The 13,432-nt window shown below is 36.7% G+C and carries 11 protein-coding genes; 6 read left to right on the top strand and 5 right to left on the bottom strand.

Features of this window, described 5'->3' with window-relative positions:
* Positions 1–323 precede the first annotated feature (323 nt).
* From porG to murI, 6 genes are all read left to right on the top strand, one after another.
* Positions 324–1,010, top strand: coding sequence for a type IX secretion system protein PorG (porG, locus tag EYD45_RS10185; RefSeq protein ID WP_130964434.1), 687 nt, complete (start codon positions 324–326; stop codon positions 1,008–1,010).
* Positions 1,010–1,750 carry an isoprenyl transferase gene (locus EYD45_RS10180; RefSeq protein WP_130964433.1) on the top strand — a complete coding sequence of 247 codons (741 nt, stop codon included), beginning with the start codon at positions 1,010–1,012 and terminating at the stop codon, positions 1,748–1,750. Before porG ends, EYD45_RS10180 begins: the two co-directional genes overlap by 1 nt.
* A 10-nt stretch (positions 1,751–1,760) precedes the next feature.
* Positions 1,761–4,334 carry an outer membrane protein assembly factor BamA gene (bamA, locus tag EYD45_RS10175; protein ID WP_233702611.1) on the top strand — a complete coding sequence of 858 codons (2,574 nt, stop codon included), beginning with the start codon at positions 1,761–1,763 and terminating at the stop codon, positions 4,332–4,334.
* A gap of 178 nt (positions 4,335–4,512) precedes the next feature.
* Complete coding sequence (locus EYD45_RS10170) at positions 4,513–5,532, top strand: OmpH family outer membrane protein (RefSeq protein ID WP_130964431.1); 1,020 nt, start codon at positions 4,513–4,515, stop codon at positions 5,530–5,532.
* A 38-nt stretch (positions 5,533–5,570) separates the two neighbouring features.
* Positions 5,571–6,077, top strand: a complete 507-nt coding sequence (locus tag EYD45_RS10165) for an OmpH family outer membrane protein (protein ID WP_130964430.1) — start codon at positions 5,571–5,573, stop codon at positions 6,075–6,077.
* Between the two features lie 67 nt (positions 6,078–6,144).
* Complete coding sequence (murI, locus tag EYD45_RS10160; protein WP_130964429.1) at positions 6,145–6,924, top strand: glutamate racemase; 780 nt, start codon at positions 6,145–6,147, stop codon at positions 6,922–6,924.
* Positions 6,925–6,990: 66 nt separating this feature from the next.
* Here the strand turns inward: murI and mgtE are convergent, their stop codons facing one another.
* From mgtE to EYD45_RS10135, 5 genes are all read right to left on the bottom strand, one after another.
* On the bottom strand, positions 6,991–8,367 hold the full coding sequence (gene mgtE / locus EYD45_RS10155; protein ID WP_207303306.1) for a magnesium transporter: 1,377 nt from the start codon (positions 8,365–8,367) through the stop codon (positions 6,991–6,993).
* A gap of 55 nt (positions 8,368–8,422) precedes the next feature.
* On the bottom strand, positions 8,423–9,199 hold the full coding sequence (gene rsmA, locus EYD45_RS10150; protein WP_130964428.1) for a 16S rRNA (adenine(1518)-N(6)/adenine(1519)-N(6))-dimethyltransferase RsmA: 777 nt from the start codon (positions 9,197–9,199) through the stop codon (positions 8,423–8,425).
* A gap of 60 nt (positions 9,200–9,259) precedes the next feature.
* Positions 9,260–9,892, bottom strand: a complete 633-nt coding sequence (locus EYD45_RS10145) for a hypothetical protein (RefSeq protein ID WP_130964427.1) — start codon at positions 9,890–9,892, stop codon at positions 9,260–9,262.
* Positions 9,893–9,913: 21 nt separating this feature from the next.
* Positions 9,914–10,240: a DUF4286 family protein gene (locus EYD45_RS10140; RefSeq protein ID WP_130964426.1), complete on the bottom strand. Its 327-nt coding sequence runs from the start codon at positions 10,238–10,240 to the stop codon at positions 9,914–9,916.
* A 67-nt stretch (positions 10,241–10,307) separates the two neighbouring features.
* Positions 10,308–13,409 carry a leucine--tRNA ligase gene (locus tag EYD45_RS10135; protein ID WP_130964425.1) on the bottom strand — a complete coding sequence of 1,034 codons (3,102 nt, stop codon included), beginning with the start codon at positions 13,407–13,409 and terminating at the stop codon, positions 10,308–10,310.
* Between the last annotated feature and the right edge of the window lie 23 nt (positions 13,410–13,432).

The following is a 13,432-nucleotide window of genomic DNA, read 5'->3' as shown; positions in this document are numbered from 1 at the left end:
GACTAATACGCACGATAGCTCTTTTTAGCTAGTTAGGGATATAAGTTCACTCTGTCCTTTTTAAATGTAATAACAATTAATAGTATTTGCTAATCTAAAGGTTAGGGATTGAGGGATTTGTTGAAGCTCCCGACGCAGGAGGAGCGACTCCCGAAAGCCCGACCGCGCTTCGAGAGCCTCAGCGACCGAGCGGGGTAACGCCCAAAATCTATTCTCTATTCATAAACAATAATTCGGTATAAAATCTGTTTTACGTTCATACTATTCAATACAAATTGTAATAGGCTCATCTTATTTATTATATTTGCAAACTTTAAATAGCTATGCGGCACGTAAACCTATTAATAATTAGCTTGTTAACATTTCAACTTAGCTTCTCTCAAATCAATGAAATTGGTATATTTGCGGGAGGTAGTAATTTTATTGGAGATGTTGGTGCAACAGATTATATTTCTCCAAATCAAGCTGCATTTGGAGCTATCTACAAATGGAACAGAAGTGCAAGACATTCCTATAGGATCTCTATGATTTTTACCGAATTAGAAGGTATAGATTTAAACTCTGACGACCTAAGACGCCAACAACGCGGTTATAGTTTTAATAACAGCATGTTTGAAGTTTCTGCCGGAATGGAGTTTACCTTTATGGATTTCAACCTACATAACGGCAAACCTGTTGCAACACCGTATTTATACACAGGTTTAAGCATTGCAAGACATGACAACTATTTCTTTTTTAATGATGTTCAAACCTCAGAAAACAGTAAAAGTTGGGCATATGGGATACCCATGGTGTTAGGTTTTAAAATGCGCTTGATTGATAATTTTATATTAGGTATGGAAGTTGGTGCGCGTTACACGTTTTCTGATGAAATTGATGGAAGCGAACCTGATGCTGATTTTAGGCAACAATTCCGTTTTGGAAATATAAACAACAATGATTGGTATACATTTACAGGGATAACCTTAACTTACACATTTGGGCAAAACCCATGCTATTGCATTGAATAATGGATTTAAAAGACAACATACTACTTAAAGCTTTACCACAACACATTGCTATCATTATGGATGGCAACGGGCGTTGGGCAAAACAAAAGGGTATGATACGTGCTTTTGGGCATGAAAATGGCACAAAATCGGTAAGACAAGTTGTAGAAGCTTCGGCAGAGTTAGGCGTGCCAAATTTAACACTTTATGCCTTTTCTACAGAGAACTGGAATCGTCCAAAATTAGAGGTAAAAACCTTAATGAAGTTACTAATATCATCCTTAAAAAAGGAAATAAAAACACTTCAAGACAACAACATAAGGCTAACAGCCATTGGCAACTTAAACCTGCTCCCACCAAAGGTTCATAAAGAACTTTCAGAAGTGATGATGGCCACTCAGAATAATTCAAGAATGACCCTAACTTTAGCGTTAAGCTATGGCTCCAGGGAAGAATTGCTAAACACTGTTAAAGAAATTAGCAATAAAGTTAAAAATAACATAATTTCGCCCGAAGCTATTGATGAATCAATAATAAATAAGCATCTTTACACGCAAAATTTACCAGACGTAGACTTGCTTATTAGAACTAGTGGCGAACAACGTATTAGTAATTTTTTGCTTTGGCAAATAGCTTATGCCGAATTGTATTTCACAGAAGTACTTTGGCCAGATTTTACAAAACAAGACTTGTATAAAGCTATTATAGAATATCAAAAAAGAGAAAGACGATTTGGGAAAACAAGTGAACAACTTAGCTAATACATTTCTATTGAAAACTCACCTAAAACAATGTATTGCAATATTACTTATTGCACTTAGCTTTACACTTCAAGCGCAAGATATTGAATTTGAAAACGGTAAAACCTACACTATAGGAGGTGTTTCGGTATCTGGCAATACAAGTTTTAACGAACAAACGGTTATTGCATATTCAGGCTTAAGAAAAGGTACTGAAATTAAAATTCCTGGTGAAGACATCGCCAACGCCATAAAAAAACTTTGGAGCTCTAAACTATTTAGCGATATTGAGGTTTACCTTAAAAACATTGAAGGTAACGAAGCTTTCTTGGAAATTCGTTTGTCAGACTTACCGCAATTAATTGATGTAAAAGTTACTGGAGTTAAAAAGAGTAAAGTTGAAGGTATAATAACCGAAAACAAGCTTAAAAAAGGAGTAAAGGTAACCGAAAATCTTATCACAACCACAAAAAACTTCCTAAAGAAAAAGTATAAGAAAAAGGGGTTTTACAATACTAAGGTAAACATCAATACTTTAGAGGTTAAGGATACTCTGGATAAAGCCAGAGTAAATATGGTAGTAGCCATTGATAAAGGTGAGAAGGTAAAAATAAAGGACATTATTTTTGAAGGCGATTCCGCATTGAAGGAAAAAGTGCTTAGAAAAGCCATGAAAAGCACTAAAAAGATTAATCGTTTACGCATTCTAAAACGCTCAAAATTTATAGATTCAGCATATCAGGCTGACCTTGCTAGTGTAGTAGATAAATATGCTGAAAACGGTTATCGTGATGCCCGTATTATTTCTGAAAGTATTATCGTAAATGACGACAAAACTATCTCCATTCGCATAAAACTTGAAGAAGGCGATCTTTATAAGTTTGGCGATATTAGCTTCATAGGTAATACCGTGTACACTGATGAGCAACTGGACAGGTATATCCGTATAAAAAAGGGGGAGACCTACAATGGAGTAATGCTCCAAAAACGCATACAAGACAACACCAAACCCGATGGCGACGATATTGCCAACTTATACCAAAATAATGGATATTTATTCTCATCAATAAACCCTGTTGAAGTTAGTGCTGAGGATAATGTTATCGATTTAGAAATTAGAATTTCTGAAGGGAAACCAGCCTATTTTAATAACGTTTCGGTAGTTGGAAATGACAAAACAAACGACCATGTCATTTACAGAGAATTGCGCACACGCCCTGGACAGCTATATAGTAAAGCAGATGTAGTACGTACAGTAAGGGAATTAGGGCAATTAGGCTTTTTTGATGCTCAAGAAATATCACCTAATTTTAACAATCCAAACCCTAACGAAGGCACCATTGATATGGAGTTTTCTGTTAAAGAAACAGGTTCCAGCCAAATTGAATTGCAAGGAGGTTATGGTGGCGGTGGCTTTATTGGTACTTTAGGACTGTCCTTCAACAACTTTTCAATGAAGGATATTTTTAACAAAGATGCTTACAAACCCATCCCGATGGGAGATGGACAAAAACTGGCCTTACGACTTCAGGCAAGTCGTTTTTTCCAAACGTACAGCTTTTCGTTTTCTGAACCCTGGTTGGGCGGTAAACGTCCTGTTCAATTTTCAGTATCTCTATCGCATACAAAACAATTCTTATTCAATCGTTTTAATGGTCGTGCCGATAGAAGTAGGAGTTTCAATATCACGGGGATTACACTTGGTTTAGCAAAACGCTTAACAGTGCCTGACAACTTCTTTACGTTATCACAGGCATTGAGCTATCAAGTTTACGATTTAAATAATTACAATACTGGCTTATTTACTTTTGGTGATGGAAGCTCAAAAAACTTGTCTTATACATTAGGCCTCACTAGAAATAACACACGTATTGATCCAATATTCCCAACGGGTGGGTCTAATTTCTCTATCACCGCAAAGCTATCACCGCCGTGGTCCTTATTTGACGGTGCAGATTACGAAGCTCTGATAAATGAGAGAAATGAAAATCAAGATATCCTAAACGATGCTACCCAACCTGATGCAAATAGAACAGCCGCGAATGATAGAATAAGTGAAATAGACCAAGAACGTTTTAATTGGCTAGAATTTTATAAAGTAAACTTCAAAGCAGATTGGTACACAGAACTTACCAAAAATTTGGTATTGCGCCCTAGTATTGAATTTGGGTTTTTAGGAGCTTATAATAATGATAGAGGTGTGATCCCTTTTGAACGTTTCTTTGTTGGTGGTGACGGCTTAGGTAATTTTGCTCTTGATGGTCGTCAAGTAGTACAATTAAGAGGTTATCCCAATCAATCGCTTTCCACGCAAGACGGAGGAAGTATTTATAACAAGTTCTCTTTAGAGTTACGCTACCCTGTAACACTAAAAGCATCTGCAAAAATTTATGCCTTAGGCTTTTTAGAAGGCGGTAATTCTTATAACAGTTTTCGAGATTTTGATCCGTTCAACATAAAACGTTCGGCAGGTTTAGGGGTAAGAATTTTTATGCCAGCATTTGGTTTATTAGGGATAGACTTTGGTCATGGTTTTGACCCTATTCCTGGGCAAACAGGGAAAAGCGGATGGCAAACACACTTTATAATCGGACAGCAATTTTAGTTGAAAAAACATTTTGGCACGATATTTTCTAATAACCTTTTGATGATTTGAATGAGAATTAAAATTTTTAAGATTAAATTTCGTTAATTTTGAAGATACAATTCAAAGGAGTGGCAGGAAAAATTAAATCATCTGTCGTTTTTAGAATTTATAAACTATAAATTAAACTATAACACAGATGCAAAAAAACGTTCTTTTTTTATTGACATTAGTAGTTATGCTAAGTGTTTCGGTACATGCGCAACGTGGTGTGAGAATTGCATATATTGACACGGAATATATTTTAGAAAACGTCCCTGAGTACCAAGAAGCGATGTCTCAATTGGATGATAAAGCGCAAAAATGGAAAAACGAAATTCAGGCTAAACTTTCTGAAATTGCACAAAAACGAAAAGACTTAAGCAATGAAAAAGTATTATTGACCAACGAACTTATAGAAGAACGTGAGGAAGATATCACTTTTGAAGAAAAAGAAATTTTAGACTACCAGCAAAAACGATTTGGCCCTAATGGCGATTTAGTGATTCAACAAAAACAGTTGATGCAGCCTATTCAGGACCAGATATTTGCGGCAGTACAGGATATGGCAGCTAGTAGAAAATACGATTTTATTTTTGATAAATCTGCTGATGTAGTGATGCTGTATTCTGCAGAACGATTTGACATTAGCGAGCAAGTTTTAAGAGCTATAACCAGATCTTCAAAACGAAGGCAAGCACAAAATAAAGCCCAACGTAAAGCAGCCGAGGAAGAGGAAACCGTTCCAGAAATTAACGAGGAACAAGAGGCTAGAGAAGCAGCTCTAGAAGAGAAAAAAGCAGCTAGGGAAAGTGCAGTTGAAAAGCGTAGACAAGAAATATTAGCAGCTCGTGAAGCAAAGAAAAAAGAAGCTGAGGCTAAACGCCAAAAAATACTGGAAGAACGCGAAAAAGCAAAACAAGCTAAGTTAGAAGCCAGAAACAAAGCTGCAGCTGGTAAAACAGAAAACGAAGCTACTAAAGAAGATAATGCTTCAAAAAGCGAGGAAACTGAAACAAAAACCAGAGAGCAGCTTATTGAAGAAAACAGAAAAAAGAAATTAGCCGATAGGGAAGCGCGTAAAAAAGCACTTGAAGAAAAGAAAAAGAAAATATTAGAAGACCGTAAAAAGGCCTTAGAAGACAAGAAAAAAGCTAGAGATAGCATAAACAACAATTAATAAACTTAAAATTATAACACATTAATACTATTTTGAAAATGAAACATTTTAAATCAATTTTATTCGCAACTGCTTTATGTATAGGTATGGTTAGTTTTGTTGGGGCACAAAGCAAAATTGCACATATAAATACCCAAGAATTAATTCAAGCTATGCCAGAAATGGCGGAAGCCAAATCGCAATTGGAAACACTTTCCAAAACATACCAAACTGAGCTACAAAGTTTAGGAGCAGAATTCCAAAAGAAAGTAGAGCTTTATGATAAAGAAGCCGCTACAAAAACTAAGGAAGAAAACACAAATCGTGCTAAGGAAGTACAAACTATGGAGCAAAGTATCCGTGAGTACCAGCAAAAAGCATCACAGGATTTACAGAAAAAAGAGTTTGATTTACTTAAGCCTATTACAGAAAAAGCTAGAGAAGCTATTTTAAAAGTAGCAAGAGCACAAGGTTTTGAATATGTATTGGACTCTTCTCAAAGTGTAATGATTATGGCAGATGGTAAAGATTTACTTGCCGATGTAAAAGCGTCATTAGGAATTTAATCTACCCGCACAAATAACTTACTTAAAGCTGCTTTTAACGAAGCAGCTTTTTTATTTTTGTTAAACTATGAGTAATAACCCTATTGGTATTTTTGATTCTGGCGTTGGTGGTACTTCCATTTGGAAGGAGATCCACCAGCTTCTACCTCATGAACATAGTATTTATCTTGCTGATAGTTTTAATGCCCCTTACGGACCAAAAGGCACAGAAATAATTACCGAACTAAGCATAAAAAACACCGAACTTTTATTAAAAAAAGGCTGCAAACTTATAGTGGTAGCCTGTAATACTGCTACAACAAACGCCATAGCCTATTTACGCCAATCTTATGATGTACCGTTTATTGGTATTGAACCTGCCATTAAACCAGCGGCACTAAACACAAAAAGCAATGCTGTTGGTATTTTAGCTACAAAGGGTACCTTGTCTAGCACATTATTCTCTGAAACCTCTGGGCGGTTTGCAAATAACGTAAAGGTTATTGAACGGGAAGGCAAAGGCATTGTAGAACTTATTGAAAACGGAAAATTATATTCTGATAACATGAAGTTACTGCTTTCCCAATATTTAGAACCAATGCTTGAAGCCAATATCGACTATTTGGTTTTAGGATGTACACATTACCCCTATCTTATTCCGATGCTTTTAGAATTGCTGCCACCCCATGTAAAGATTATCGATTCTGGTGAAGCAGTAGCACGACAAACAAAGGCCGTTTTAACTGAAAACGATTTATTAAATACTGAAATTACAACTCCAAAACTTGAATTTTATACCAATGGCAGTATGGATGTGATGCGTTCACTTCTAGGAGAAGGTTTTAATGTTGAATACCTAAAGTTTTAATGCTATAAGAATCTCTGCGATAGGCAGGAATTGACCACTTCGACCGCGCTTAGTACAGCCTAAACACTAAATTCCTAAAATCATTTTTGCAATCCAGAAATAAATAAGAATACCAAAAATATCGTTACTTGTGGTGATAAATGGTCCCGTGGCGATGGCAGGATCAATACCGCGTTTATCCAAAAATAGTGGCACAAACGTACCGATAAGACCAGCAACAATAATAACGGCCACCAATGAGGCTGAAACCGCAAGTGCTGTATTGAGTTCTCCTTTGGTTGCCCAAACAAATAAAAACAAAACAATAGCGAGGATGATACCATTAAGTGCTGCAAGTAGCATTTCCTTAATCAATCTATCGTTAACACTACCCTTTACATCATCGTTAGCGAGACCCTGCACGATAATGGCACTGGATTGCACGCCAACATTTCCCGCCATAGCGGCAATTAGTGGTGTAAAAAAGAACAACACTGCATACTTATTGAAGGATTCTTGAAAACCTTCCATGATAACAAAAGCGCCAATACCTCCAATTAAACCAAGAAACAACCATGGTAGTCTTGCTCGGGTTAATTGCAAAATGCTATCATCTGAATCTACATCGCCCGTGATACCCGCAGCCATTTGGTAATCTCTTTCGGCCTCTTCTTTCATCACGTCCACAATATCATCAATGGTAATTCGGCCTAAAAGCACTTTATTATCGTCGCTTTCTATAACTGGAATGGCTTCCAAATCGTACTTTGCCATTAATCTTGCCACCTCCTCAACTCTTTCGTTTACATTCACAAAATCCACGTTAACCTTGACTAATTCCGAGATTTTTTGTTCGCTCTTAGCGACAATTAAATCTTTTAAGGAGAGCCTCCCAATAAGCTTTTCTTCTTTGTTTACCACGTAAATGGAGTGCACACGCGTTACCTCTTTGGCTTGTCCCCTAATGCGGCGCATACAACCCGCAACCGTCCATGTTTCGTAAACCTTTACCAACTCTTTAGCCATCAAACTACCTGCAGTGTTTTCATCATAAGCAAGTAGCTCCTTAATTTCTTCTTTATGCTCTTCGTCCTCAATTTTTGCAATTACCGCAGTTTGGCGTTCTTCTGGCAATTCCGCAATAATATCCGCCGCATCATCGGTATCCAATTCCTCAACTTCTTCAGCAATTTCTTGGGCGGTAAGGTTTTTTAGGACTTTTTCTCGATTGTCTTCATCAAGTTCTATTAGGATATCAGAAGTCGTTTTAGAATCCAGTAATTTGATGACATAAACTGCCTGTTCTAGATTGAGTTCATCTAGAATTTCAGCTATATCGGCATAATGAAACTCCTTTAGCAGTTTTTGAAGTGCCTTATCATCTTGCTCTTCAACAAGACCTTCAACCTGTGCCAGTAGCTCATCGGTTAGCTCAAATTGTATGTTTTCTTTTTCTTCTTCCATCAACTCGACTTATTAAATTTTCGCGTTTGGAAAATTTGGATAAAAAACGTGATGCTTATTTGCGGTCGGCTTCTATCAACTGCGTAAGTTCGATAAACTCTTGAACCTGCAATTGTTCTGGACGCTTGCCAAATATAACACTTGCTTTTAAATTATCGGATAAATCAAATGTTTTTAAACTGTTACGCAATTTTTTTCGCCGTTGTTGGAATGCCGCTTTTACTATTTTGAAGAATAATACTTCGTCACAGGGTAATTTGTAGTTTTCTTTTCTGGTGAGTCGCAATACACCAGAATCTACTTTTGGTGGTGGATTAAATACTGAAGGTGGTACAGTAAATAAATATTCAGCATCGTAAAACGCTTGTGTTAATACAGAAAGAATACCGTACACCTTGCTTCCTTCTTTGGAACAGATACGTTGTGCAACCTCCTTTTGAAACATCCCCGAAAACTCAGGAATTTGATCTCGCATCTCCAACGTTTTAAATACGATTTGTGATGAAATATTATAAGGAAAGTTGCCAATAATAGCCAGTGATTCGCCTTTAAATACTTCATTTAAATCGTATTTTAAAAAGTCTTTTTCAATGATTCTTGGTGCGAGGTTGAGATAGTTGGCTTGCAGATATTCAACCGATTCCGCATCAATTTCAATCACATAAGTCTCAACATCTTTTTTGAGCAAATATTTGGTAAGCACACCCATACCCGGACCAATCTCTAAAACATTTTTATAACCATTTAGAGATAGGGTGTCTGCAATTTTTTGAGCGATGTTTTCATCTCTTAAAAAATGCTGACCTAGGTGTTTTTTTGCTCTTACGCTCATTGATTCTTGCTATTAGCTATTGACACTTAGCCGCTAGCGCTCATTATAAAATACGGCTTTTTACTTAAACTTTGAACCCTTCCATGCACGCAATATCTCATTCTTTTCCTTCGGTTTCAGATAATTTAGTGTTGCCGCAAAATCAAATCCATTTATATGGCGATTATACATATCTTGATAAAGTATAACTTTATCGTCTGGCCCATATAATTTGATACTGAATACATTAAAGTCTAAACCCCCTATGTTTGAGCTAGATGATGACGTATCTACTTTTATTCCTCTATCTGTATAAGTATCATAAAGTATTTGTTTTAATGCTTCGTTATTCTCTTCCCACTCGCCTTCGTAAGTCAAATCAAATTTTTCTGAAGTCGATAGAAAAACATGAAATCTATCTTTCTTTAGATTAATAAGTTGCTTTAGACCAGACACATCAATTTCTGAACCAATAGTTTCACTTATTGCCTTGAGACCTTTATCTGATTGGTCTTGCACATCATCTCTTTGCATAACCTCCCAGCCTTGTGGAATTTCCATAGTCCAACCAATATCTTCACTATGGTAAAATCCCGCCTCTACCTTTCCTTCGTCAACTTGCTTATTAGGGTCTTTTTTACAAGAAGCGAAGAACACCAAGAACAATAGTAATATTGGAGTAATTCTACTTTTAATTAATATGATAAAACGCATTGGAAAGTGGTTTTTTAATTATTAGCTAAAATTCACCGTGTACTCATCAATAATTTGAAGCTCGGTTCTAAATGCCAACATTTTATCAGCAAACTTTTTTAAACCTTCTTGTCGCAACCTATCGGCATCTTCACGATAATAGGCATCAAGTGCTTCTCTAGAATACGTTTGATATTGAATGGAATATGTTACGCCTCCCATATCTTCCTCAACTAAAACTCGTGTTAGTGTTGCTTTTTCAAACTTGCCCGTACCTAAAACTTGCGGAATATGCTCCTTAATCCATACTAGCCACTCGTCATGGATGGATGCGTCGATGTTTGCTGTGACGTTATAAATAAATTTCATGTGTTCTTTCCTATTGATTTTTTATTGTCACATGTAACCTTTGATTATCCAAATAATGTCGGTTTCATCAACCAACAATATTTACAATTTTTCCAGGTACCACAATTACTTTTTTAGGTGTTCTACCTTGTAATTGCTCTTGTGTTTTTTCGTTTTCCAAAACTGCCTTTTCTATCTCGTCTTTACTTAAATCTAAAGGCAATTCCATGGTAAAACGCATTTTTCCATTGAATGAAATTGGGTAATTTTTACTGCTCTCTACTAAATGACTCTCATCAAACTCCGGGAATGGTGCTGTTGATATAGATTCGCTATTACCCAGTTTCTCCCATAATTCTTCAGCGATATGCGGTGCGTATGGTGAAATCAAAACTAACAATGGTTCTAGGATTTCTTTTGAATTACATTTTTGCGCCGTCAATTCATTCACTGCGATCATAAAGGTAGAAACCGATGTGTTGAACGAGAAGTTCTCGATATCTTCCTGTACCTTTTTAATGGTTTTATGCAATGTTTTTAAGTTGTCCTTTGTTGGAGTTACATCAGTAACTTTTAATCCGTTATCATCAGCATATAACTTCCATAGCTTTTTTAAGAACGAATGTACACCAGTAATACCAGCAGTATTCCAAGGTTTGTATTGTTCTAAAGGTCCTAAAAACATTTCGTAAAGGCGTAAACTATCTGCGCCGTAATCTGCAACAATATCGTCTGGGTTTACGACGTTGTATTTTGATTTAGACATTTTTTCTACGTCTCTAGGTGATTTATAAACTCCATCTTCAAGAATGAATTCAAAGTCTTTAAATTCCGGACGCCAATTTTTAAAAGCTTCAATATCTAATTCATTAGAAGAATTTATAAATGAGACGTCAGCGTGAATGAAGTCTTTTACGAATGACAATATGTAGTTATCGGTTGAAGCATATTTTAAATATTCATCTGGAATAAATCTCTTTAACTGATTCGTCACAAAGTTGTTAAAATCAATACTTGTAAGTAGTTTTATATCAGATTCTTCAATTCCCTTCGATCTTCTATATTTTTTAAATTCATTAAAAGAAGATAAATAATTTGAAACCACTATTTTATCCGAGAGTAAATCAAAAGTATCAATTTGCGATGCTTCAACTGCCTTTAACCAATTGTTAGATTTCATTTCCTCTTTTAAAAGACTTTTATCTGTAACAACAACCTTTTTCTGAAGTCTGCAAACAAAAGCACTAGTCCCCAAAATCATACCTTGGTTAATCAACTTTTTGGCATACTCATCAGTTGGCACAAAACCCTTGTCAAACAAGAATTTTTGCCAAAAACGAGAGTATAACAAGTGGCCTGTGGCGTGCTCGCTGCCGCCAATATATAAATCTACATCTTGCCAATAGTCTAAGGCTTCTTTATTTGCAAATTCGTCTGGGTTATTGGCATCCATATAGCGATTAAAATACCATGAGCTTCCTGCCCACCCAGGCATCGTATTCAGCTCTAGAGGAAATACTGTTTTGTCATTAATCAAATCATTAGAAACTACTTTGTTCTTATCTGTATCCCATGCCCAAACTGTAGCATTTCCTAATGGTGGTTCGCCTGTTTCAGTTGGCAAATATTTTTCAACTTCTGGCAATTCAATCGGCAAATGTTTAGTGTCAATCATTTGCGGCAGTCCGTTTACATAATACACCGGAAACGGTTCGCCCCAATAACGCTGTCTGGAAAACACTGCATCGCGCAAACGGTAATTGGTTTTGCCTTCACCTTGGCCAATTTGTTCCAATTCGTAAATCACCCGTTTGGTCGCTTTTTTATAGTTCATGCCATTGATGAAATCACTATTGGCAATGATTGTCTTTTCTTTGTCCGCAAAAGCTTCTTCTGAAATATCAACACCTTCAAAAATATTAGGGATAGGAATATTAAAATATTTTGCAAAATCATAATCCCTCTGGTCGCCACAAGGCACACTCATCACCGCACCTGTGCCATAGCCAGCCAATACGTAATCGCCAATCCAAATTGGGATAGGTTCTTTGGTAAACGGATGTTCTGCATAGGCACCCGTAAAAGCTCCAGAAATGGTTTTCACATCGGCCATTCTATCGCGCTCACTGCGTTTTGCAGTGGCTTCTATGTAGGCCTCAACCTCAGCTTTTTGTTCTGGCGTTGTGATTTTTAGAACTAAATCGTGCTCTGGTGCAAGCGTCATAAATGACACACCAAAAATGGTATCGGGTCTTGTGGTAAAAACATCTATTTTGTGAGGCTTCTCGACTGCGCTCGACGTGACATTTGGCAATACATTAAAAGTAACGGAAGCCCCAACCGATTTTCCTATCCAGTTACGCTGACTTTCCTTTAAAGCATCTGTCCAATCTATTTTTTCCAAACCTTGTAATAAGCGTTCTGCATAGGCAGAAATTCGCATACTCCATTGGGTCATTTTTTTACGAATAACAGGATGTCCACCACGTTCTGACACACCATTTACAATTTCATCATTCGCTAGCACTGTTCCAAATGCAGGACACCAGTTCACTTCAGTTTCAGCTAAATACGTCAGTCTATATTGTAATAAAATTTGTTGCTGTTTTTCAGCCGACAATCCATTCCAATCTTCGGCTGTAAATTCTTCAACATCATCATCACAAACCGCATTTAATTTAGTGTTTCCTTCGGTTTCAAAATGCTGTATTAATTCTGAAATATCTTCAGCTTTATCCTTGTCGTTATTGTACCAAGAATTGAACAGTTGAATAAAAATCCACTGCGTCCACTTATAATAACTTGGATCAGATGTGCGTACCTCACGAGACCAATCGAACGAAAAGCCAATTTGATCCAGCTGACGACGATAGGTTTTGATATTTTCGGCAGTAGTAATTGCAGGATGTTGTCCTGTTTGTATGGCGTATTGTTCGGCAGGTAGCCCAAAAGAATCATAGCCCTGAGGATGCAACACATTAAAACCTTGGTGACGCTTGTAACGCGCATAAATATCCGACGCGATATAACCTAGCGGATGCCCAACATGCAATCCAGCGCCACTTGGATAAGGGAACATATCCAACACGTAATACTTTGGTTTTGTACTGTTATTTTCGGCTTTAAACGTTTGGTTATCGGCCCAATATTTTTGCCATTTGGCTTCTATATCGTTGAAATCGTATTTCATTCTGTTTTAATCTCTTCCGCTTA

Source organism: Hyunsoonleella flava, assembly GCF_004310325.1.
Taxonomy (GTDB): domain Bacteria; phylum Bacteroidota; class Bacteroidia; order Flavobacteriales; family Flavobacteriaceae; genus Jejuia; species Jejuia flava.
The sequence above is the reverse complement of the archived record's forward strand: the minus strand, read 5'-3'. Positions and strand labels throughout refer to the sequence as shown.

What these genes read in the sequence shown, in the direction of transcription:
- porG (WP_130964434.1), top strand. Translation starts at nt 324, where the DNA reads ATGCGGCACGTAAACCTATTAATAATTAGCTTGTTAACATTTCAACTT.
- EYD45_RS10180 (WP_130964433.1), top strand. Translation starts at nt 1,010, where the DNA reads ATGGATTTAAAAGACAACATACTACTTAAAGCTTTACCACAACACATT.
- EYD45_RS10170 (WP_130964431.1), top strand. Translation starts at nt 4,513, where the DNA reads ATGCAAAAAAACGTTCTTTTTTTATTGACATTAGTAGTTATGCTAAGT.
- EYD45_RS10165 (WP_130964430.1), top strand. Translation starts at nt 5,571, where the DNA reads ATGAAACATTTTAAATCAATTTTATTCGCAACTGCTTTATGTATAGGT.
- murI (WP_130964429.1), top strand. Translation starts at nt 6,145, where the DNA reads ATGAGTAATAACCCTATTGGTATTTTTGATTCTGGCGTTGGTGGTACT.
- mgtE (WP_207303306.1), bottom strand. Translation starts at nt 8,367, where the DNA reads ATGGAAGAAGAAAAAGAAAACATACAATTTGAGCTAACCGATGAGCTA.
- rsmA (WP_130964428.1), bottom strand. Translation starts at nt 9,199, where the DNA reads ATGAGCGTAAGAGCAAAAAAACACCTAGGTCAGCATTTTTTAAGAGAT.
- EYD45_RS10145 (WP_130964427.1), bottom strand. Translation starts at nt 9,892, where the DNA reads ATGCGTTTTATCATATTAATTAAAAGTAGAATTACTCCAATATTACTA.
- EYD45_RS10140 (WP_130964426.1), bottom strand. Translation starts at nt 10,240, where the DNA reads ATGAAATTTATTTATAACGTCACAGCAAACATCGACGCATCCATCCAT.
- EYD45_RS10135 (WP_130964425.1), bottom strand. Translation starts at nt 13,409, where the DNA reads ATGAAATACGATTTCAACGATATAGAAGCCAAATGGCAAAAATATTGG.